The organism is Burkholderia sp. 4M9327F10, assembly GCF_005503145.1.
GTDB lineage: Bacteria > Pseudomonadota > Gammaproteobacteria > Burkholderiales > Burkholderiaceae > Paraburkholderia.
Map to the genome: position 1 here is coordinate 42763 of NZ_SCNV01000014.1, position 22637 is coordinate 65399.

At 62.4% G+C, this 22637-nt stretch carries 17 protein-coding genes and 5 tRNA genes; 4 read left to right on the forward strand and 18 right to left on the reverse strand.

Annotated elements, in window-relative coordinates; translation table 11 throughout:
- The first annotated feature begins 96 nt into the window (after positions 1-96).
- Complete coding sequence (locus FFS45_RS15400) at positions 97-525, forward strand: hypothetical protein (protein ID WP_137955517.1); 429 nt, start codon at positions 97-99, stop codon at positions 523-525.
- Between the two features lie 18 nt (positions 526-543).
- Here FFS45_RS15400 and FFS45_RS15405 read toward each other — a convergent pair whose 3' ends face one another.
- A complete protein-coding gene (locus FFS45_RS15405; protein ID WP_349292317.1) occupies positions 544-1449 on the reverse strand; it encodes a phosphatidylinositol-specific phospholipase C in 906 nt (301 codons plus the stop codon).
- Between the two features lie 142 nt (positions 1450-1591).
- On the opposite strand from FFS45_RS15405, the gene FFS45_RS15410 reads away from it, so the two are divergent.
- Positions 1592-2617: a LacI family DNA-binding transcriptional regulator gene (locus FFS45_RS15410; protein WP_137955518.1), complete on the forward strand. Its 1026-nt coding sequence runs from the start codon at positions 1592-1594 to the stop codon at positions 2615-2617.
- A gap of 126 nt (positions 2618-2743) precedes the next feature.
- On the opposite strand, the gene ugpB is transcribed toward FFS45_RS15410, so the two are convergent.
- Entirely contained in the window at positions 2744-4078 is a 1335-nt protein-coding gene (ugpB, locus tag FFS45_RS15415) for a sn-glycerol-3-phosphate ABC transporter substrate-binding protein UgpB (protein WP_137955519.1), read from the reverse strand.
- A 118-nt stretch (positions 4079-4196) separates the two neighbouring features.
- The gene (locus FFS45_RS15420; RefSeq protein WP_137955520.1) at positions 4197-5396 is read right to left on the reverse strand and encodes a porin; all 1200 of its coding nucleotides are present in this window, start codon (positions 5394-5396) and stop codon (positions 4197-4199) included.
- A gap of 825 nt (positions 5397-6221) precedes the next feature.
- Between FFS45_RS15420 and FFS45_RS15425 the strand changes: the two genes are divergently transcribed.
- Positions 6222-7898, forward strand: coding sequence for a metallophosphoesterase family protein (locus tag FFS45_RS15425; protein ID WP_137955602.1), 1677 nt, complete (start codon positions 6222-6224; stop codon positions 7896-7898).
- Between the two features lie 147 nt (positions 7899-8045).
- Here the strand turns inward: FFS45_RS15425 and FFS45_RS15430 are convergent, their stop codons facing one another.
- The 11 genes from FFS45_RS15430 to gltX all read right to left on the reverse strand — a co-directional run bounded on the left by FFS45_RS15430 (position 8046) and on the right by gltX (position 16518).
- Positions 8046-8990 (reverse strand): AEC family transporter, encoded by a 945-nt coding sequence (locus FFS45_RS15430; RefSeq protein WP_137955521.1) that lies wholly within the window; start codon positions 8988-8990, stop codon positions 8046-8048.
- A gap of 121 nt (positions 8991-9111) precedes the next feature.
- On the reverse strand, positions 9112-10830 hold the full coding sequence (locus tag FFS45_RS15435) for an NAD-dependent malic enzyme (protein WP_137955522.1): 1719 nt from the start codon (positions 10828-10830) through the stop codon (positions 9112-9114).
- Between the two features lie 198 nt (positions 10831-11028).
- Positions 11029-12129, reverse strand: a complete 1101-nt coding sequence (locus tag FFS45_RS15440; RefSeq protein ID WP_249362798.1) for a GGDEF domain-containing protein — start codon at positions 12127-12129, stop codon at positions 11029-11031.
- Positions 12130-12148: 19 nt separating this feature from the next.
- A complete protein-coding gene (locus FFS45_RS15445) occupies positions 12149-12865 on the reverse strand; it encodes a hypothetical protein (protein WP_137955524.1) in 717 nt (238 codons plus the stop codon).
- Positions 12866-13132: 267 nt separating this feature from the next.
- Positions 13133-13846, reverse strand: coding sequence for a class I SAM-dependent methyltransferase (locus FFS45_RS15450; protein WP_137955525.1), 714 nt, complete (start codon positions 13844-13846; stop codon positions 13133-13135).
- Positions 13847-14189: 343 nt separating this feature from the next.
- A tRNA-Asp gene (locus FFS45_RS15455) sits at positions 14190-14266 on the reverse strand.
- Positions 14267-14352: 86 nt separating this feature from the next.
- Positions 14353-14428, reverse strand: a tRNA-Glu gene (locus FFS45_RS15460).
- Positions 14429-14488: 60 nt separating this feature from the next.
- Positions 14489-14565: transfer RNA gene (locus tag FFS45_RS15465), tRNA-Asp, on the reverse strand.
- A gap of 93 nt (positions 14566-14658) precedes the next feature.
- Positions 14659-14734, reverse strand: a tRNA-Glu gene (locus FFS45_RS15470).
- Positions 14735-14900: 166 nt separating this feature from the next.
- Positions 14901-14976 (reverse strand) — tRNA-Ala (locus FFS45_RS15475).
- 132 nt (positions 14977-15108) lie between these two features.
- Entirely contained in the window at positions 15109-16518 is a 1410-nt protein-coding gene (gene gltX, locus FFS45_RS15480) for a glutamate--tRNA ligase (RefSeq protein ID WP_137955526.1), read from the reverse strand.
- Between the two features lie 418 nt (positions 16519-16936).
- Here gltX and FFS45_RS15485 point away from each other — a divergent pair, with 418 nt between their 5' ends.
- Positions 16937-17905 carry a patatin-like phospholipase family protein gene (locus tag FFS45_RS15485; RefSeq protein ID WP_137955527.1) on the forward strand — a complete coding sequence of 323 codons (969 nt, stop codon included), beginning with the start codon at positions 16937-16939 and terminating at the stop codon, positions 17903-17905.
- A gap of 153 nt (positions 17906-18058) precedes the next feature.
- Here FFS45_RS15485 and FFS45_RS15490 read toward each other — a convergent pair whose 3' ends face one another.
- From FFS45_RS15490 to FFS45_RS15505, 4 genes are all read right to left on the reverse strand, one after another.
- Positions 18059-18733 carry a C40 family peptidase gene (locus tag FFS45_RS15490; RefSeq protein WP_137955528.1) on the reverse strand — a complete coding sequence of 225 codons (675 nt, stop codon included), beginning with the start codon at positions 18731-18733 and terminating at the stop codon, positions 18059-18061.
- 128 nt (positions 18734-18861) lie between these two features.
- Positions 18862-20463 (reverse strand): dipeptide ABC transporter ATP-binding protein, encoded by a 1602-nt coding sequence (locus FFS45_RS15495; protein ID WP_137955603.1) that lies wholly within the window; start codon positions 20461-20463, stop codon positions 18862-18864.
- A 17-nt stretch (positions 20464-20480) separates the two neighbouring features.
- Positions 20481-21587, reverse strand: coding sequence for an ABC transporter permease (locus FFS45_RS15500; RefSeq protein WP_137955529.1), 1107 nt, complete (start codon positions 21585-21587; stop codon positions 20481-20483).
- A gap of 1 nt (position 21588) precedes the next feature.
- Positions 21589-22626, reverse strand: a complete 1038-nt coding sequence (locus FFS45_RS15505; protein ID WP_137955530.1) for an ABC transporter permease subunit — start codon at positions 22624-22626, stop codon at positions 21589-21591.
- Positions 22627-22637: the final 11 nt, after the last annotated feature.

The window sequence follows — 22637 nt, forward strand, 5'->3', positions numbered from 1 at the left end:
GCCGTAAGCTGAAGGAGAAGCAAAATTAACAAGACTCAAAAAGCCGCTGCCGCCGCAACGCTTTCTTTAGCCTCGATCTACGCATGCGCTGCCGGCATGGGCAACGTCAACAACACCGCTCTGCAGGGCGCCAACACCGTCAACGTGACCGGCGCATCGAATGCCAACAACGGTGGCGCCAACAAGGATCACGAGACGCTGGCCATCGCGGTGGTGGACGGCAACGGTCCGGTCGCCGACGCGAAATGCGTGCTGACCAATGCCAAGGGCGACTGGTCGGTGACGGCGCCCGATAGCGTCGACGTGCGCCGCTCGGACTCGGACCTGCAGATCAAATGCGAGAAGCCCGGCTACGATCCGGTCTCGACGACGATCAAGGCGTCGAAGACCGAGATTCCGCGTCCGCAATTCCACTTCGCCGCGGGCGGCGGAGACGAGGATGAGGATGCAACCATCACTGTGCCGCAGTACGCGCCGTCGATTACCGTGACGCTCTCCAGCAGCAAGCAGGCGAGCAGCAACTAACCCCTTCCAGCGAGCAGGCTAAAGCGGATTGCGCGCTACCAGGGCGCGCACCAGCGCCCACCCGGCATGCTCGCAAAAGTCGATCATCACGGTTCCGGCCGGGCCGCTGTGGCCACCGTCTTGCTGGTCGGATTGCCCGTCGATGCGCCCGGCAAAGCGGTCATTCATGCCGCGCAGATCCTTGTCACCGCAGGCCACCATGTACGGATTGGCCGCCATGCCGGTGCCGCTGCAAAAGTTCACCACCCAGCGCGTATCGCTCACGTGCGGCGTACGCGCCAGTAGCGCCTCGATAACCCGCCACTTGTACTCCATCGATGCCCGCACCGGCACGCGAAACTCATCCTGAATCGCAAACGCGGCACCTTCGACGTCAAGATCGAAAGTCGAATTGTCCGGCCATGCGGTGAGATCGATGCCGAGCGGCGCGGCGCTTTCGAAACGCCTGAGCAGCACGATCGCACCGCGCACGTCGGCAAGACGCGGCGTGGTATTCGCCAGATACCAGCGAACCTCCGGGTAGCGCTGCACGTACGTTTCGAACGTCTGCGCGAAGCTGCGCGTGCAAGCCCGCGTGCCGCATTCGTCCTTCACCGACATGACGATGCATTCGCCCGGATGCTGCGCGAGGAAGCCGGCGCAATCCGCGATCACGTCGTCGAACATCAGGCCAAGCGCAATGCGCGCGTGATTGATATGAAAGACGTCGTCTTCATGCCGGCAACGGATATCGAGCACGCGCACGCCGTGTACGAGCTGCTCTGCCAGCGTCGCGCCTTGCGTGCGGGCGAGCGCATCGTCGACGGTGTATGCGCAAGTGTCGTGGCTGCCGGGCAACGTCAGTTGATTGAGCGTGCGCTCGCCAGGCAGCGCCGACATCCAGCGCTCCCAAGCGAGGTCAACGGGCTGGGCAGGCGTGTTCAATCTTGCTCTCCTTGCAATGTGAAAGCCTAATCATCGCTGAAATCGTTTACGGGCCAATAAACCCGCACGCGTCTGTTTTTCGCACCTATGCCGATGAATGACTTGCGGTAAGCTTGTTGGCATCACGTACTTACATCATGACATGACTCAAAAGCAGAGACTGTGGGTCACGGCGTCGGAAGTCGCTCGCCGGGCCGGCGTGTCGCGTTCGGCGGTTTCGCGTGCCTTTACTCCCGGTGCGAGCATTGCACCCGAAACGCGCGAACGCGTGATGAAAGCAGCCAATGCGATGGGCTATCAGGTGAACATGATTGCGCGCGAGATGATTCAGCAGCGCAGCAGCCTGGTCGGGGTCGTGACAGCGGGCTTCGAGAATCCGTTTCGCGCCCGGCTGCTCGCACATATCTCGCTCGCCCTCACCCAGCACAATCTGTCGCCGCTCGTGATGAACGCGGAAGATCCGGCGCAAACCAAGCATTCGCTGGAAATGCTGCTGAGCTATCGGATCGCCGGCGTCATCATGACCTCCGCATCGCCGCCGCTCGATCTGGCGCGCCAGTATCTGAAGCTCAAGGTGCCTGTCACGCTGATCAACCGGGGAGCCGAGCTCGACGAGGCCGACGTGGTGGTGAGCGACAACGCAGGTGGCGGCGCGCTTGCCGCGCGCATGCTGATCGACACGGGCGCCACGCGCCTTGCCTTCATTGGACCGAGCAAGACGAGCTACAGCGGCAAGTCGCGCCGCGCCGCCTTCCTGCGCGCGGTGAAAAGCGTGGTGGGCGCACGCGGCGAACCGGTTGCCACGATCGTGACGCCCGCCGACGACTACGCGAGCGGCGTCAACGCCGCACTGGAACTGCTCGCTCAACCGCCACAGCAACGGCCCGACGGCGTGTTCTGCTCGTCAGACCTGCTGGCGCTCGGCTTTATCGACATCGCCCGGCAGCGCTTCAATCTGCGCGTGCCGCAGGATATCGCCGTGGTAGGGTTCGACGACATCCCCGCGGCGAGCTATGAAAACTATGAGCTGTCGACAATTCGGCAGGATACCGAAGGACTGGCCAACGTCGCCGTGAAGATGCTGATGGAGCGGATGGATTCGTTTCGGGGCGCTTCGCGGGTGCGAGCCGTGCCCGTCTCGAGCGTCGTACGGCGGACCTGCGAGTGAGGTAGCCGCTCAAGGACCCCGCGGCGGACTTCGAAGACAAACGCTTCCAGAAAATAAAAAACGGCGGCCGCACGGATGCGCAGCCGCCCAACGGAGAAGCTCAGATGAAAAAGTTAGCCTGACTGGTCAGTTCTGTTGCTGTTCGAAACGGCGCAGCAGTTCATTGCCACGTGCAACGCTCGCGTCGAGCCCTTGCTGCGGGGTCTTGGTGCCGGCCCATACCTGTTCCAGCTCTTCGTCGATCACAGTGCGGATCTGCGGCATGTAGCCCAGACGCAGGCCTTGCGTGTACGGCAGCGGCGGCTTGTTCAGCATCTGCTTGATGGCGGTGTCGGCGCCGGGTTTTTTGGCGTAATAGCCTTGCTGGCGTGCAAGCTCGTAAGCGGCCTGGGTGACCGGCAGATAGCCGGTGTCTTCATGCCACTTCGCGGCGACCGCCGGGCTCGACAGATACGCGAGGAACTTCGCCACGCCCTTGTAGACTTCCGGGTTCTTGCCGGCCAGCACCCACAGGCTCGCGCCGCCAATGATGGCGTTTTGCGGCGCACCCTTCACCGACGGGTCGTACGGCATCATGCCGGTGCCGAACTCGAACTTCGCCGACTTGCGAATCGTGGCAAGCGCACCCGACGAGTTGATCACAATGCCGCAATCGCCGCTATAAAACTTCGAGTTCGCTTCGTCCTTGCGGCCCGCGTAGGTAAACGTGCCCTGCTTCGCCATGTCGGCGAGAAAAGCAATGTGATTTACCTGCAGCGGCTGGTTGAATTCGAGCGAGGCATCCAGACCGTCGAAGCCATTATTCTTCGTGGCAAACGGTGCGCCATGCCAGGCGCTGTAGTTTTCGAGCTGAGTCCAGCCCTGCCAGGCCGTCGAGAAACCACAGGCCATGCCGCTTGCCTTCAGCTTCGCTGCGTCGGCGGCCACTTCGTCCCAGGTCTGCGGCGCGCGGTTCGGGTCGAGTCCCGCTTTACGGAAGGCGTCCTTGTTGTAGTACAGGATCGGCGTCGAGCTGTTGAACGGCATCGAAATCAGACGGCCCGTCTTCGCTTCGCCGTAGTAGCTCGCAATCGCCGGCACGAACGCATGCGTATCGAGCGGCACGCCCGCGTCCTGGAACACCTTCCACACCGGCACGACGGCCTTTTTTGCGCCGATCATCGTCGCAGTGCCGACTTCATAGACCTGCAGGATTGCCGGCGCATCGCCGCTGCGCCAGGCTGCGATGCCCGCCGCCAGCGTCTGATCGTAATTGCCCTTGTAGACAGGCACGATCTTGTACTCGCTTTGCGATGCATTGAAATCGTCGGCGATGGCGTTCACGCGCTCGCCGAGCGAGGCTTCCATCGCATGCCAGAACTGAATTTCGGTGGCGGCCCGCGCGGCCTGGCCGGCAAACAGCGCGACGCCGCTCGCAGCGACTGCGGCAGCAGCCTGCCGGAGCCATTTTGCTTTCAACATAGGTCTGTCCCAATCCTCTTGTGCGTCCGCCGCGTGCTCGCTGTCGTCGCTCTCGCGCGGCGGGCGGATCGTGTACGGACTCGGCGAGTTTTCGCCACGTCCGCTATGGCTACGTGTTTTAGAACGTGTGACGGATACCCACACGCACCAGCGTCTGCGTATCGCCAGCCGACGAGATGCCGTTGGCCACGTCGCCGATCGAGGCCGTCGCGTTCACGATGTTGCCGTACTGGTCCAGCGTCTTGCCGCTCGCCTTCTGGTAGCCGAGCAGGCCGTACAGCGCCGTGCGCTTGGAGAGGAAGTAGAACGTCGACAGGTTGAACTGGTTGTACTTCGGACCCGACTGGCCCTGGATCGACGTGCCCGCCGTGTAGTCGTAGCCCGCTGCCACGCGCAACTCCGGGTTGACCTGCCACGAGGCCGTCGCGCCCGCCGAGTTGAAGGTCTCCTTGCCCTTGAACAGCGAGAAGCTGCTCGCCTTGTACTGCGTGTTGCTGTACGACACACCCAGCGTCACCGCCCCGATCAGGTACGTGCTCGACGCCGCGATGATCTGCATGTTCTGCGCCGTGGCGAAGCCCTGGTTGATCGACGACGAGAACGTGCCGTCATACGAACTGGTCCACGTGCCGCCGGTCGAGCCGTAGATATTGTTCGCCTGCAGGTAGGCCACGCCAAGCGCAAACGGACCGTGCGTGTACTGGCCACCCAGGCTCCACGTGCTCTCGTTCTTGAAGCTGCCCGCCTGGTTGCCGAAGCCGTACAGCGCGCCCAGTTGCAGGCCGCCGAACGACGGCGTCACATACTTGAGCGAGTTGTTCTCGCGCGACTGGTTGTCGATGTTGTCGAGGTCGCCCGGGTGCGCGGCCATGCCGGTCAGGAAGCTGGTCGGTCCGATCGAGCCGACGAAGTCGACGATCGGGTCATACTGGCGGCCCATCGTCAAGGTACCGTACTTCGTGCTGGACAGGCCCATGAACGCCTGGCGGCCGAACTCGCGGCTGCTCTGCCCGAGCTGGCCGGTGCCGACGTTAAAGCCGTTCTCGAGTTGGAAAATCGCCGCCAGGCCGTCGCCCAGATCTTCCTTGCCTTTCAGGCCCCAGCGGCTGCCCGACCAGGTGCCGCTCGTGAAGGTGTAGTTCGACTTGCCGGCCAGCACCGCGGGCGTGCCCACCTTGCCTGCCGTCTGCACGACCGCCTGGTTGCTGGTGTAACCCAGACCGGCGTCGACGATACCGTATAGCGTCACGCTCCCCTGAGCGTGGGCTGCTGCACAAAACCCGTTAAGGGCAACCAGAGCGAAAAGTGATTTTTTCATCATTGTTCTCGTACTTCCAACCATTAAGAAAGCGGTGCATGTCCATGCCGCTCACGCAGCGCCGCCAAGGCAGCCCTGCACGGCGGATCGGAACCCGGACCGGATAGCCTGGGTGAGCCTGAGCCATGCGCCGCACAGTCCGCGCAATCGTCTGAGCAGAGCTCCAGGCATCCACCCAGCGATGCACACGTGTGCAAAGACGGGGAGAAAAAAGAGGCTTTGGTGGCCAAGCCTCCTTGTTCACCCCTGTGCTTCCTGCACAGTGAGCGATTCGTTCCTTTGAATCTGCGCGCAGTATCAAGCGATTCCGTGAATCGTCGATGACAGCCACAAGGAAGTTGCAAGCTATCGCGGCGGCGTTCATGGCCAGTCCGGTGCACACGTGTGCGTTCGCACATCCTTGCCGTATCTTTCCTGTGTCCTTGCAGCCGTTGTGCGGTGTGTTTTACCTCCGTGAGGTTCGCGCTTCGAGCGGGAATTAACAATTGAAAAATCGGGCGCCGCAGCGAATTCAAGCCTGTCACGCACGACCACGGCTGCGCGGTGCTATCGCCGGAGCGGTTTTCTCGCGGGTTTATGCGCGTTGCAGGTAGTGCTGTCACAGCACGGAAAAACAGTTCTGCGAATAATGTCACTGCGATGTAGCTGCGGTTCGACGCGTCAAGACTCAGGAGACCTCGTTGAATTGCCGATCTCGCGGTCCAATGAGCGAGCCGCCTACGAGCAGTCCGTGCGCCTTCTTCCAACCTTCAGGCCGAGAACACCGACATGTCAAACAAGAACACGCCCACATCCAATACCGCTTCCGATGGCAGCGCCAGCCCCATGGCCAGCGAAGCCTCCCGCCAGGCCGATGCGCTCGCCGCCGTGTCGCGGCGAGGCTTCCTCAAGCTCGCCGGCGTGTCCGGTCTGGCGACCGCGGCCGGCGGCCTCGCTGCCGTGAGCAAAGCGGCCACGAACAACCCCGACGGCACGCCCGAGCAGATTCACCTGACCTGGGGCAACGATCCGGCAACCGAGGTGGTGGTGTCGTGGGCCTCGCTCGCGGCCGCGTCCAATCCGCGGGTGCAGTTCGGCAGCGCGGGCGAAGCGCAGCAGACCGTGCACGGCATACAACGCATCTATACGGACGGGCTTAACGGCGCCACGGTGTTCACGTATCACGCACGCCTGCGTGGCCTGAAACCGGCCAACACCTACCAGTACATCGTCACGGCCGACAACGACAGCAATGCCGCGCAGCCCTTCACCGCCAATTTCCAGACCGCGCCGCGCGGCCGTGCGCCGTTTCGCTGGACCACCTATGGCGATCTCGCCACGCCCAATACCGAATGGGTGCTCTCGTATCCGCAAAGCCGCTTTGCCGTGCAGGCTGTCGAACGCTTCCAGCCGCTGTTCCATTTGCTGAACGGCGACCTCTGCTATGCGAACCTGAACCCGACGCACCAGCCCGACGTCTGGCGCGACTTCGGCAACAACAACCAGAGCTCGGCCGCCAATCGTCCGTGGATGCCGTGTCCGGGCAACCACGAGATCGAGTTCAACAACGGCCCGCAAGGTCTCGCCTCGTACCTGACGCGTTACACGCTGCCGGAGAACGGTACGCATTTCTCCGGCCACTGGTACAGCTTCCGCGTGAGCTCGGTGCTGTTCATCTCGCTCGATGCCGACGACGTGGTCTATCAGGATGCCGCAGCTTTCGTAGCGGGGCCGAATCCGCTGGTGCCCGCAGCGAGCACCGGCCATGCACCGATCGAACCGGGCACCTCATTCTATGTTCGCGGCTATAGCCAGGGCCTGCAGACCCGCTGGCTCGAGCAGACACTGCGCCGCGCCGCCGAAGATCACGAGATCGACTGGATCGTCGTGCAGATGCACCAGGATGCGCTCACCTCGTCGAAGACCGGCAACGGTTCCGACAAGGGGATTCGCGAGGCATGGCTGCCGCTGTTCGACCGCTATGGCGTCGACCTCGTGGTATGCGGGCACGACCACGACTACGAACGCAGCTATCCGGTGCGCGGCTGCAATCACAACGCCGGGGTGGACGCCACCACCGGCGTTGTCGTGGATACGCTGCAACCGCGTCCGGTGCCGCAGGCGGACCCGGCCAGCACCACCTTCGACACCAGCCACGGCACAATCCATCTGATTCTCGGCGGCGGCGGAACCAGCGCGCCGCTCGATGTCTACGGCGAAGACAAGGCGAACGGCCTGCCGCAGGCGAAAGTGTTCACGAAACCCAACCGTCCGATTCCCGGCACGGCTGCCAACACGTTCGTGCGCAACCCGGCTGACGCGCTCGAAGATGCGATCTGGTCAGCGCAGCGCGATACCGGCACGGGTTATGGCATCGCCGTGTTCGATCACGATCCGGGCGAGCATGGCGGCACGACGACCATCACGATGAACTACTATCACGCGCCGGGTGCGGATCAGACGCCGACGGCCAACTATGAGCTGTTCGAAACCATTACGCTGAGCAAGAAGCGGCGCGGCTAGGCGGTGTGCCGCGCACCGCGGCGGCACGTTGCCCTGTATCCCGGCAGAGGTGACGCGCGACATGCGGCAAACCGGATGGCATGACACAAGGAGCGCAATGAAGATTGCGCTCCTTGTTCCCGCATCGGATGGTTCGCACGGGTGTCCTCAAAAGAAGTAGGCGATTAGCAGTCCTTCAGTAATAACACCCAGAATCGTACTGATCAGGATCGTTGCCGTCGCATTGGCCGTATACGTATTGGTCTTGAGCGCGAACATGGCGGCGGCGGTAGCAGTCGGCACGGCGCCGGTAATCACGGCCTGGTGCGCAGGCGCCCCCACGACGCCGAACAGCACCGCGCCGAGCGCCATGATGCCCGGCTGCAGGAAGTTCTTGAGGCCCAGATTGACCAGCACATTGGCGTTGATGACGAAGCGCTCGCCGTAGAGCATGAGCCCGAGCGCAAACAGTGACGTACCGCCGGCGGCCTTCGCGATCAGATCCACTGAGGTGAGCACCGGGCCGGGCAGCGTGACACGGCAAAAACTGAGCACCATGCCGGAGACCGGCAACCAGACGATCGGATTGATCACCGCACGCGCAATACTCTCGCCGAAAATGCGCAAGATATCCGGGCGGTGACTGCCGGTCTCGTCCTTGTCGCCGACATGCGTGAGGATGATGGTCAGCGGCAGCATGAAGATGCTGGTGATCAGGTTGCCCACCAGCACCGCCAGAAATCCTTCCGGCCCGAACACCGCGGCGAGAATCGGCGCGCCGAAATAAGCCATATCCGGGAAGGCACACACCAGTGCCTGCATGGTGGCCGTGCGCAGATCATGCCGGAACACGAAGCGGCCAACCGCAAGCGCAATCAGATAAGTGCCCATTAGCCCCAGCGTCAGACACAACGCGAAGCCCACGTTATGCAGCTTCTCCGGCGGCGTTTTGACAGCGCCCTCGAACAGCGCGAACGGCAGCGCAAAGCGGATCACCAGCGTCGCCAGCACGCCGGCGTCGTCATGTTTCAACAGGCCAATACGCGCCGAGAGCCAGCCAAGCAAAATCACGAACGCAACCGGCAACAGCCCATTCAGAATGGTATCGAGCACAGCGAGCCTCCCGTCTTCTTTTCGATCCGGTGTGATGGGCCGGATTTGGCGGTCAATTGTCGGGGCCGCTGTGCGGCGCGCTATATCGCGCGCCGCACAGCCTGGTTTACGCTTCGTTGACTCAAGAGGTGCTGCTGTCGGTACGGATGTAAGGCACGTAGTGCGGCGTCCAGACCTTGCTGCGGATCAGGCCTTCTATCTGGTCGGTCTCGACCCCGCTGGTCAGCCCTTCCTTGTGCGCTTGCAGCGCCACGGCGAGCGCCACCGTAACCGACACGTCACGTAACGCTGTAACCGGCGGCAGCAGATTCTTGCCGGGATCGTTGCGGGCCGGCGAGACGGCGGCAAGCGCCTTGGCGGCCGCCATGAACATCTGGTCGGTGACACGGGTCGCCTTGACGGCGATAGCGCCGAGACCGACGCCGGGGAAGATATACGAGTTATTGGTCTGATCCACCTTGAACTTGACGCCATTGCGCTCGAGCGGCGCAAATGGCGTGCCGGTGCCGATGACCGCCCTGCCGTCTGCCCACGCTTGCAGATCGGCAGGCGTAGCCTCGGCACGCGAAGTAGGATTGGAGAGCGGGAAAATCACCGGGCGCTGATTGTTCTCGGCCATCGCCCGCACCACCGGTTCGGAGAAGGCCCCGGCCTGCCCCGATACGCCGATCAATACCGTGGGCTTAGCGTTGCGCACCACGTCGAGCAGCGCAATCCGGTCCGGGTGATCGAGCTTCCAGTCGGCAAGCGCCGCCTTGTCCTGCAGAAACGGTTGCTGGAACGATGCGATGCCATCCATCCCTTCGACCAGCAGTCCGTCGCGATCGACCATAAAAAAGCGCCGGCCGGCTTCGCTATCGGGCAGACCGGCATCGGTCATCGCCTGGCGGATCAGACTCGCAATCCCGCAGCCGGCGGAGCCCGCGCCCATCACCGCAATGCGCTGCTCCGTGAGCGGCACGCCGGTGACGTTGACCGCCGACAGCAGCGTGCCGGTCGCGACAGCCGCCGTGCCCTGCACATCGTCATTGAACGTGCACAAGCGGTCGCGATAGCGCTCCAGCATGCGCGTCGCGTTGTTCTTGGCGAAGTCTTCCCATTGCAGCAGCACGTGCGGCCAGCGCTTCGCAACCGCGCTCACGAAGACCTCGATAAACTCGTCGTACTCGTCACCGCGCACCCGCTCATGGCGCCAGCCGATATAAAGCGGATCGCTCAGACAATCCGGATTGTCCGTCCCGACATCGAGCATGATCGGCAGGGTGGTCGCAGGGTGAAGGCCGCCGCAACCCGTGTAGAGCGCCAGCTTGCCGATGGGAATGCCCATGCCGCCCGCGCCCTGATCGCCGAGGCCGAGAATCCGCTCGCCATCGGTCACGACGATGGCCTCGACCTGATCGAAGCGTGGATGCGCGAGAATCGCCTCGACGCGCTTCTTGTGCGGCATGCTGAGGAACAGGCCGCGCGGCTTGCGGAACAGGCGGCTGAACTGCTGGCAGCCGGCGCCGACGGTCGGCGTATAAACGATGGGTAGCAACTCTTCGAGATTCTGGACCAGCAAGGCAAAGAACAGCGTCTCGTTGGTGTCCTGCAGATCGCGCAGAAAAGCGTAGCGCTCGATATCTGTCGCAAAGCTGCGCAAGACCTGAATGCGCCGCGAGACCTGTTCTTCGAGCGTGCCGATATTGGGCGGCAAGAGTCCGTGCAGATCGAACGCGTCGCGCTCCGATTCGCTGAACGCAGTGCCCTTGTTCAGGAGCGGGTCGGCCAGCAATTCATATCCGGAACGCGAAGTCTCGAGGGACGCGAACGCCCCCTCGGTCGTCGATACCTTCGGCATGGCAAATCTCCTCAAAGGCGATGGGAGTATCCGCATCGCAGGCTGAATGACCGTAATCAGTCTAGGTGGCAAAATCGCCGGCGTCTGCCTATTTCAAGCAAAAACCATGATTCGATCCGAGCGCTCTCTAGAGCGCGGCGTCGTACAGGCCAGTGCCGGGCCTCTTAAGCGCCGCCTGCATCTGCATGTGCGTCTGCATCAAAATGCCCCTGCCCGCCCGGATGGCACCGCGAACGCGTAGCCGTTCTTGCCGCTGCGCTTGACCTGGTACATCGTCTCGTCCGCGGCGGCGAGCAGATTCCGGTAGTCCTCGACAGGCTGGGGAAAACTGGCGATGCCTATGCTGGCGCTGACAAAGCCAATCCCCATCTGCTCGCCTGCCTCGGTGACACAGGCAATCAGACGCTCAGCGATCGCGCCCAGTTCGACATCCAGCGAAAATCCGCGCACCAGTACCGCGAACTCGTCACCGCCGATGCGCGCCACGGCATCAACTGGACGAACCGACTCGCGAAAGCGCCGCGCGACGGCGATCAGCAGTTCATCGCCGATGCGGTGGCCGAGCGAGTCATTGACCTGCTTGAAGCCGTCCAGATCGACGTACAGAATGGCGAGCGTCTGGGCGAGCGAAGCGCCGCTCGCCGCGGCCGGGGATTGCGCAAGCGCGGCAAACAGGTGCCGCCGGTTCGGCAACCCCGTCAGCGCGTCGTGCAACGCGGCGAACTCGAAACGGTGCGACTCGCGTGCCAGTTGGCGCGTGCGCTTCGCGTACATGCCGAGCGCGGTGACCAGCGCGCTAAAGATCAACGCCGACAAAACCATCAGCGTTTTCGCGACGCGTGAAGTCCGGTGATGAAGATCGGCGCCAACGAGATCGCGCTGCCGGTGCCAGTACTCCGACTCCGAACGCAGCAATGCGTCCGTGTCGTCGAAATTGACGTTGGGCGACAGCGCACGCTGCGGGATGCGCGGCGCCGCTGCCGGGTCCGCGTTCACCAGCGCGGCAACGGACGCAAGGCGGGCGGCAAGCGTGATACGCGCATTTCGATAGTCCTGCGGCTCAGTGGCGCTATCTCCGGTGAGCGGCTGCCGGGCGCTGGCCAGATCGCGCGCGCTTTCCGCACGACCGATCGCGTCGAGGACCAGCCCCGTATACTCCTGCTTCAACTGGTCCGAGAAGATTGCCTTGATTTGCAACGCGAGGACGAGGAGTCCGGCCAGCAGGCACAGCACGGCAATTCCAGCGAGCGTAGCCGGTCCCCAGCCGAAGCGCACCGTAAAGGCCGGCTTGCGTGCCACATGGGCTGAGCCATGCCGCTCAGGAGTGGGAGTAGATATCCCGCTGGCTTCCATTGCCATGCTGCCGATAACTCACGCGATGAAAAAACGATTCCATTCGCGCGAACAGGCCGCCATTGGGCTTGGCACGCGGCGCCGGGCGATGGCGCTCCTGCTTCGCGCCATGGCTTATCGCCTGCGGCGGCCTGGCACCCGGTTGAGGTGCGGCCGAATCCGCCGAAGCGGCGTCGCTGGACTCGGGCCCGGCAAGCGAAGTCGTTGTGGCGGGATCGGCTTCAGGAACTGCAGGAGCGTCGGCGAGCGTGCTGGAAGGGTTCGCAGGCGGCGCGGCCAAAGCCACATGACCCGTCCACGCCGTCTGCTGCGCGGGCGCCGCGGCAGACGGAGACGGGCTGGCCGGCAGCGTCTGCGGCTCAGGCGCGACGGCTACGCCGGCCGATAACGTCTGTTGTGCCACGGCCATGGCTTTCGCGTAGGTTCGCTGATCCTGATCGAACCAGACCCCGTACGCGACCGTAGCCGCGACCCCAAGGGTCAACGCACCCGCCGATGCGGCCCAAAGCGCCAGACGTCCAAACCGCGCGGGCGGCAAGGCGGATCCGGAATCTGCATCGGGATCGAACTCCCGATTGAAGTCTTGCGCCGAATCTCTGTGGGGGGCGTCCGCGGGGTTTTCCGCGGCATGCCCGGCAGCGTTATCCGCCCCCGATTCCGGCGGTCCGGTATGCTTGGCCATGGCAATGTACTCCGAACCCCGTCTTTGATATCACGACGATTATGTTCTGACGATCGCACAACATCCGTACTGTAGTCTTTCAGCGGACGAAATTCATCCACTGTGCGATGACAGCCCGGTGATAGCGTGTGAGGGAGCAGGTAGCGTGCCCGCAAGTGCAACCCGCCGGATATGAACCGGACGAATCGGACAGATCGCTTTTGAAGGAGTGGGAGCGTGGTTGGGTTGGTCGGGTAGCCAGGAAATGGCTTGCCCGACTAGCGGGCGTTATTGCGCTGCGTGCTTGCGGCAAAGCATGATGCGGCGGGAGTTGAACCACCGCGGCAGGTGCCGCCAAGGCTGATTCGTCGCTTTCTCAATCTCAAAGCTTTCAGCGAGCAATCGGCGAAACGCCTTGAATCTGAAGCGCACGCCGTTTGCCGCGCGGGATAACTTTGCAACGCGTCCCGGCCCTTCCTCGCCCTTCTCTGCCGCGTCGCTACGGACCGGCACACGCTTGCGCGAGACGGTCGCCCGCCCGAAGCCGACGGGAACCCGCACAATGAAATAGCCGCGCGGCTTGAGCACCCGGTTGGCTTCCGCGAAAAGACAGTGGGTCTCCAGTTCGGTGAGGTGGTCGCAGGTGTCGATAACGGTCAAGGTATCGAGCGAACCCGCCTCGATCGATCTGATCGAGCGAACATAGCGACGTCCCGCAAATTCCGGCGAGCGATACAGCTCGCGCCCAAAGGCGCGCAGATCCGGGCGCCGCTGTGGAGAGTCGTCCACATAGCCGAGCTGCTGACCGCAGCCGACCATCAGCGCATCGTGACATCCGAGAAAGCTGGTGATTCTGAGCGCAAAATCGATTCCCTGAAATACATAACGATCTCCGCTCAAACGGTAATGGAATGTTTCCCGATCGATAGAGGCCGATTCGGCCAGATCGATCGACACGGGTTCGGCTAATTCGTCTCCAAGCACTGTTTGCGCTTCCGACATATTTCGCACTCCCTTCGCTAGCACCCGTCCATACTCGTTCGCTCGCCCGGTCAATGCAACCGCGCACGCCAGGCAGTAACCGTCAAGACACAGGCGCATCTCGACGAACCCGGTAATCTGTTCCTGGATTACGCAGGGTGCGTAAAAACGGCGACGCCTCTGCGCATCGCAAATACTCAGTTATCCGAAATATATATTTCCTCACATAAGCACACCCAAAACAAACGCCCGAAACTGGTGCGCCGGGTACGGCCCTGTTTAGATCCACGTGCTGACGCATTGATGGCCGGAAAAACAAAAAGCCGTTGAATCCAGGTAGATTCAACGGCTGATCGTGCATTTCTGGCGGAGCGGACGGGACTCGAACCCGCGACCCCCGGCGTGACAGGCCGGTATTCTAACCAACTGAACTACCGCTCCAGATTTGTGCACCGTTAGCTTGCGAGCGTTGGTTACTCTCACAAACTGCACCACTCATACTGCTTACCGAGCAATGCCGATGTCTTTGGCGTCCCCTAGGGGATTCGAACCCCTGTACTCACCGTGAAAGGGTGATGTCCTAGGCCTCTAGACGAAGGGGACAACGTACGCTTACACCTTTAATGAAAAAGCCCGTTCAAGTTCAGATGAACGGGCTTTGTCTGGCGGAGTGGACGGGACTCGAACCCGCGACCCCCGGCGTGACAGGCCGGTATTCTAACCGACTGAACTACCACTCCAGTCTTTACATCCTAGCTTGCGAGCGTCGGTTATTTCTCTGCAAGCCGCACCACTTTACTGCTTCTTTCGAACACTAAAGCGACGCTGATGTTTGGCGTCCCCTAGGGGATTCGAACCCCTGTACTCACCGTGAAAGGGTGATGTCCTAGGCCTCTAGACGAAGGGGACATAATCTTTTCAGATCTGTCTTTATCTTGCTGCTAACTGGCGTTAAGTTGTACACTTATTTCGTTTCGTCAGCAGCGAAGACCAGTATTCTAACTACATTGTTACTGCTTGTGAAGTCTTTTTTACTACCAGATCCAAACATCGGAAAGACTTCATTCTGCTCTGATGGTGGAGGTAAGCGGGATCGAACCGCTGACCTCTTGCATGCCATGCAAGCGCTCTCCCAGCTGAGCTATACCCCCCTTGCAGAACAGAAACGAGATTCTAGAGTGCAAATCGCGCCTTGTAAATACCCTTTGAGTGATTACATGCGACTTTTTTTAAGAGCCGCATGAATCCCCCTCACGGCGCCTCTCGCAGCACTCAGTCAAACGTCAACCAAGCGCCTTTTCGAGGCGGCTCACCACCACATCACGACCGAACAACATCAGCACTGCGTCGATGGACGGCGTGTGCGTGGTGCCTGCCACCAGCAGACGCACCGGCATCGCCAGCTGCGGCATCTTCAGCTTGTGCGCGGCCAGCGTCGCCTTCAGCGTGGCCGAGATGCTTTCCTTGGTCCACTCCGCGCTCTTCAGCGCCGCGGCGAGTTCGGCGATTGCCGGGCGTACCGCATCGGTCACATGTTGCGCGAGCAACTCGGCATCCGGCGCAGGCGTCCGGTAGAACATTGCTGCGTTCTCGGCAATCTCCTTGACCGTCGACGCACGATCCTTCAGCAGGCCCACCACGGCAACCAGATCCGCGCCCTGTTCGAGCGCTACCGCGTCGATCTCCAGTTCCGCGAAGAACGGTCGCGCCAGTTCGGCAAGGCGCGCGTTGTCCGCTTCCTTGATGTAGTGCGCGTTCAGCCACGTGAGCTTGTCGTGGTCGTACTGAGCCGGCGACTTGCCGAGATGCTCGAGGTCGAACCACTCCACAAACTGCTCGCGCGAGAAAATTTCCGCGTCGCCATGCGACCAGCCCAGACGCGCGAGATAGTTGAGCACCGCTTCCGGCAAAAAGCCCGCATCGCGATAGCCCGTCACGCTCATCGCGCCGTGCCGCTTGCTCATCTTTTCGCCCTGCTCGTTCAGCACGGTCGGCAGATGCGCGTAGACCGGCGGCTCGACGCCAAGCGCGCGCAGGATGTTGATCTGACGCGGCGTGTTGTTCACGTGATCGTCGCCGCGAATCACGTGAGTGATGCGCATGTCGATATCGTCGACCACCACGCAGAAGTTGTAGGTGGGTGTGCCGTCCGGGCGCGCGATCACCAGATCGTCGAGCTCTTCGTTAGAGATCTCGATGCGGCCCTTCACGGCGTCGTCCCACGCCACCACGCCGGCGAGCGGGTTGCGAAAGCGCATCACGGGCTGCACGCCGGCCGGCGGCGTCGGCAGCACCTTGCCCGGCTCCGGGCGCCACGTGCCGTCATAACGCGGCTTTTCACCGGCGAGGCGTTGACGTTCACGCAACGCGTCGAGTTCTTCGGTCGACATGTAGCACGGGTACACCAGCCCCTGCTGCTCCATCTGCTTGAGCACTTCGCGATACCGGTCCATGCGCTGCATCTGGTAGAACGGACCTTCGTCGTAATCGAGACCGAGCCACGCCATGCCCTCGAGGATCGCATCGACGGACTGCGAGGTGGAACGTTCGACGTCGGTGTCCTCGATCCGCAGCACGAAGGTGCCCTTCATCTTGCGCGCGAACGCCCACGGATACAGCGCAGAACGGATGTTGCCGAGATGGATGAAGCCAGTGGGACTCGGTGCGAAACGGGTGCGAACGGAGGTGGTCATAAACGGTTACTCGGAAGACGGGCGCCGGCGCGCGGCAGTGAAACACCGGGAAGCGCGGCAGCAGAACGCGTCCATGCGGCAACAGCGTTGCGCATGAAGGCAAGTGAAAAATGCGAGAGCCGAATTATACCTGCCGGCGGCTCTTTCCCCAGCCCAAGCGGCGCGCCCGCGCGCCGCGTGCCGTGCACCGGCGCATTTCGCCGGGACGCCTCATATGCGCCTCATATGCGCCTCCAGACGCATCTGTAACGTTTCTTCACGCGTGTCGTGCGCGAGCCAGGCTTTGATTTATGATGTGCGCGCGCCGTGTTTCAGCTATATCCGCGGCGCATTACGATCGCCGCCGGCGATCCTGTTCGCTTGAAACGCGGCCGCGCGGCAACCCTCACTGGAACCGGCGCCGTTGCTGGAGAAATCGTTGACACAGTCCACCCCACGCCTCTCCCGCCGCAGCTTTTCGCTTGCCGCGGCCTCCGCTGTTTTGACCGCCTGCACGACCACCGGCAGCCAGCCGGACAACGCGTCGCGGCCGGCCAATACCGCGGCGACTAACCCGCCTCCCACGCCCGCAACGCCGCCGCTCGACAAGCCGCAACGGCCAGTTCGCGTCGGCCTCGCACTCGGCGGCGGCGCCGCGCGCGGCTTTGCACATATCGGCGTCATCAAGGCGCTCGAGGCGCGCAATATCCAGGTCGACCTGATTGCCGGCACCAGCGCCGGTTCGGTGGTCGGCGCGCTGTACGCCTCCGGCATGAACGGTTTCGCGCTCAACAAGCTCGCGTTGAACATGGATGAAGCGTCGATCAGCGACTGGGCCATGCCGTTTCGCACGCGCGGCTTCCTGCAGGGCGTGGCGCTGCAGAACTACCTGAATACGACGCTGAACAACCGTCCGATCGAAAAGATGGTCAAGCCGCTCGGCGTGGTCGCCACCGATCTGAATAGCGGCCAGCCGATCCTGTTCCAGCGCGGCAATACCGGCATCGCGGTGCGCGCCTCCTGCAGCGTGCCGTCGATCTTCGAGCCGGTGAAAATTGCTGGTCACGAGTACGTCGACGGCGGCCTCGTGAGCCCGGTGCCGGCATCGTTTGCCCGCAAGATGGGCGCCGACTTCGTGATCGCCGTGGATATCTCGCAGCGTCCCGAAGCGGGCACCACCTCGAGTTCGTTCGATGTGCTGCTGCAGACTTTCACTATCATGGGTCAGACCATCAAGTCGTATGAACTCGACAAGTACGCCGATGTCGTGATCCGTCCGAATCTGGCTGCCATGAGCGGTAGCGACTTCTCGCAGCGCAACGCAGCGATCCTGGCCGGCGAGGAAGCCGCGGCCAAGATCATGCCGGAGTTGCAACGCAAGCTGGCCGCGAGCCGCGTCGCGGTGTAACCGGGTGATACCCGGCTGGACCCGGAAGGCGCTCAGTGGTGCCCGGAAGGCGCCACTGGCGGAAGCCAGAACAAAAGCGCAAACGAAAAAAAGCCTGCTTCGCGAGAAGCAGGCTTTTTTGTCTACCGAACCGGTTTGCGGCCGAAGTGCCGCCTAGTTTGCAGGACCGCCAATCGCAGCATTGACACGCTGCTTCAGATCCTGCGAATCCTGATACGACGTCTCGATACGGCGTGCACCAGTAAAGCGCTTTTCCCAGTAGCCGTCGTCCAGATCGTCGACACGGATCGTGCTGCCCGTGGACGGCGAATGCACAAACTTGTTGTCGCCGATATAGATGCCAACGTGCGAGAACGTGCGGCGCATCGTATTGAAGAACACCAGATCGCCCGGCTTCAGGTTGCTCATGCTGACCTTCTCGCCGACCCGGCTCATTTCTTCCGCGCGACGCGGCAGGGCCATGCCGAGGGTGTCCTGGAACACGTAGCGCACAAAGCCGCTGCAATCGAGGCCCGAGTCAGGCGTGTTGCCGCCCCAGCGGTAACGCACGCCGATCATATTGAGCGCGCCGACCACCACGTCGCCCGCTTTGCCGGCCATGCCGGACAGAAACGAGCGTGCACCACCGCCGTTATCGGCCGCAGGAGCAGGAGTTTGCGAAGTGGGAGCGGACAGCGGAGTCGACCCATCCTGGGTCGAAAACGAGACATTCTGATTAAAACTGCTTACTTCGTCGGCGAACGCGCCGGGAGCTGCTGCCATCAGTACGCCAATGAACATCCCGGCGACGACGCGCGTGCAAGCCTGGGTTAAGTTTCGGTGCTGCATTGGTCGGTAGTTTTTGCCTAAAAATCAGTGGGATACGAAAAAAAGTTTGGTCGATACTAGCTAGTAAGTATTCGTGTGTCAAAACAAATAGAAAAATACAATCGAGACACGCACCCAATTGGTGAAAATCAGTCCGCGAGCGCGGCTTTCAGAAGCTTTCGAGTGTAAGGATGAGCCGGTGTCGCAAAAATCTGCTCAACCTCCCCGGCTTCCACAATCGAACCGTTCTGCATGACCGCTACCCGGTGCGCCATCGCACCGATCACCGCGAGGTCGTGACTGATAAACACGAAGCCGAGGTTGTACTTGCGTTGCAACCCGGCCAGTAACCTGAGCACCTGCTGCTGGATCGAAACGTCGAGCGCACTGGTTGGCTCGTCAAGGATCAGGATGCGCGGCTCGAGCACCAGCGCCCGCGCGATCGCAATGCGCTGCCGCTGTCCGCCGGAGAATTCGTGCGGATAACGGTACAGCACCGTGCGGTCGAGTCCGACCTCGCGCAGCACCGCCAGCACCTTGTCGCGCCGGGCTGCGTCGTCCAGTTCAGGGCGATGCAGCGCCAGACCCTCGCCCACAATCCGCTCGATGGTCTGGCGCGGCGAAAGCGAACTGAACGGATCCTGAAAGACAACCTGCATGTTCGAGCGCAGGACCGTCTGTTCACGTCCCCGGAAACTGGCGAGCGCCCTGCCCTGAAATTCGATCTCGCCCTGTACGGTACGCTGCAGTCCGAGCAGCGCCATGGCGAGCGTCGATTTACCCGACCCCGATTCACCGACAATGCCAAGCGTTTCGCCTTGCCGCACCGAAACACTCGCCTGCGCGACCGCACGGAAGCGCCCCGAGCGGAACCAGCCGCGCAACCCCGGCAATTTCGTCTTGAATTCAACCGAGACATCGCGCGCTTCGAGCAGCACCGGCGAGATCGGCAACACCGGCACCACCGTGCGCTCAGGACGGCTTTGCAACAGACGTTGCGTGTACGGATGCTGCGGCGAGGCGAAGATCTGTTCGACGGGACCGCTCTCGACCAGCACACCGCGCTCCATCACCGCGACGCGCTGCGCGAAGCGCCGTACGAGATTCAGATCGTGCGTGATGAGCAGCACCGCCATGCCGTCCCTCGCCGCTTCGTCGCGCTGCAGTTCGAGCAGCAGCTCGACGATCTGCGCGCGAATCGTCACGTCGAGCGCCGTGGTCGGCTCGTCCGCCAGCAACAGGCGCGGACGGCAGGCCAGCGCCATCGCGATCATCGCACGCTGCCGCTGGCCGCCCGAGAGTTGATGAGGATAACTATTGACGCGCTTGCCCGGCTCGGCGATGCCAGTGCGCGCAAGCAGGGCCACGGCGCGCTTCTTCGCCTCCAGGGCGGGCACGCCGTCGTGCACGACGATCGTCTCCGCGATCTGCTCGCCTACCGTGTAGAGCGGATTGAGCGCCGTCATCGGCTCCTGGAAGATCATCGCGATAGCGGAGCCGCGCAGAGCGCGCATCTCGCGCTCGCTCTTCGCGAGCAGATCCGCGCCGTCGAGGCGGATCGCCCCGCTCACCTCGGCGTCGCTCAGGAGGCGCAGGATCGACAGCGCGGTGACGCTCTTGCCCGATCCCGACTCGCCGACCAGCGCGACCCGCTCGCCACGTTCGATGGCGAGCGAGACGTCCTGCACCGCGACGGTGTCGCCGAACGTCACCCGCAGTCGATCGAGTTCCAGTAGCGGCCCTGCCGCCATTTGCTTGGCCTGCTCGCTCACTGGTTGCCTCCTGCGCGCATCGCATCGGAGATGCGGGTGTCGAGCGCATTGCGCAGCGCATCGCCCATGAAAGTCAGCAGCAGTAGCATCGAGACCAGCACGCCGAAGGTGGACAACGAGATCCACCACGCGTCGAGGTTGTCCTTGCCCTGCGCGAGCAATTCGCCCAGGCTCGGGGTGGGTGACGGGACACCCAGGCCGAGGAAGTCGAGGCTGGTGAGCGACAGGATCGCACCACTCATGCGAAACGGCAGGAACGTGATGACCGGCGTCAGGCTATTGGGCAACACATGACGCCACATGATCTGCCAGTTCGACAGGCCCATCGCCCGCGCCGCCCGCACATAGTCCTGGGTGCGATTGCGCAGGAACTCGGCGCGCACGTAGTCGGACAAGCCGATCCAGCCAAACAGCGAGAGCAGCACGATGAGCAGGATGAAGCCAGGCTCGAAGATCGCCGCGAAGATGATCAGCAGATACAGCTCCGGCAAGGCGCTCCAGATTTCGATCAGCCGCTGGCCAACGATATCGGTCCTGCCGCCGAAGAAACCCTGCACCGCCCCCGCGAAAATGCCGAGCACGGTGCCGATCAGCGTCAGCACCAGCGCGAACTCGACCGAGACGCGAAAGCCATAGACGAGCCGCGCCAGCAGATCACGGCCGCGGTCGTCGGTGCCGAGCAGGTTCTCGCGCGAAGGCGGCGCCGGATTGGGTGCTTTCGAGAAATAGTTGAGCGTGTCGTAGTAGTACGGGTTGGGCGGATAGAGCGCGAAATTGCCCGGCTTGCTGAAACGCTCGCGCACATATGGATCGAGATAATCGGCCGGGGTCGGGAAATCGCCGCCGAAGGTGATCTCCGAATAGCTCTTGAACAACGGGAAATACAGATGCCCGTCGTAGCGGGCCACGAGCGGTTTGTCGTTCGACCATAGCGGCGCGGCGAGACTCGCCGCAAAAGCGACGACAAATACAACCAGACTCCAGTAGCCAAGCCGCTGCCTGCGGAAACGCTGCCAGACGCGGCGGGCCGGCGACGGCGAGACGAATGCACGGACGGGCTCGGTGCGCGGCGCCAGATCGGCTCGGGTACGGGCTCGACTCAAGTCAGCGCTCCAGTTGTTCGAATTGAATGCGGGGATCGACCCAGACGTAGCAGAGGTCCGAGATCAGCTTGGTGGCAAGGCCGATCAGCGTGAACAGATACAGCGTGCCGAGCACCACCGGATAATCGCGCTGCATCACCGACTGATACGACAGCAGGCCGAGCCCGTCGAGCGAAAACAGCGTCTCGATCAGCAGGCTACCGGTAAAGAACGCGCCGATAAACGCGCCCGGAAAGCCGACGATCAGCGGCAAGGAGGCGTTGCGAAACACATGCTTCCACAGCACCCGGCGCTCGGACAGCCCCTTGGCTCGCGCGGTCAGCACATACTGCTTGCGGATTTCGTCGAGGAAGGCATTCTTGGTGAGCATGGTGATCACCGCGAAGCTGCCCACCACCGAAGCGACGATCGGCAAGGTGATGTGCCACAGATAGTCGAGGATCTTCGCGCCGAAACTCAACTGCGCCCAGTTGTCGGAGTAGAGGCCACGCAGTGGGAAAAGCTGCAGGAACGAGCCGCCGCCAAACAGCACGAGCAGCAGCACGCCAAGCACGAAACCGGGAATCGCATAGCCGATCAGCACGATCAGGCTGGTGACGAAATCAAAATGGGAGCCGTTGCGGATCGCTTTGGCAATGCCGAGCGGCACGGAGATCAGATAGGTGAGCAGGAAAGTCCACACGCCGATGCTGATCGACACCGGCAGCTTCGAGACCACCAGTGACCACACGCTTTGATGGCGGAAATAGCTTTGCCCGAGGTCGAAGGTCGCGAAGCGCTTGAGCATCAGCCCATAACGTTCGAGCGGGGGCTTGTCGAAACCGTACAACACCTTGAGTTGCGCAAGCTGCTGCGCATCAACACCGGTGTGGGCGCGCAGTCCGAACGGCGCGCCGTTCTCCGAACCCTTGCGCAGCTCATGCGCCATCTGTTCGACCGGGCCGCCGGGCACGAACTGGATCACGACGAAAGTCAGCGTCAACACCCCGAGGATGGTCGGGATCATCAACAGCAGGCGTTTGAGAATGTAGCTCCACATGGCGGCGTTTC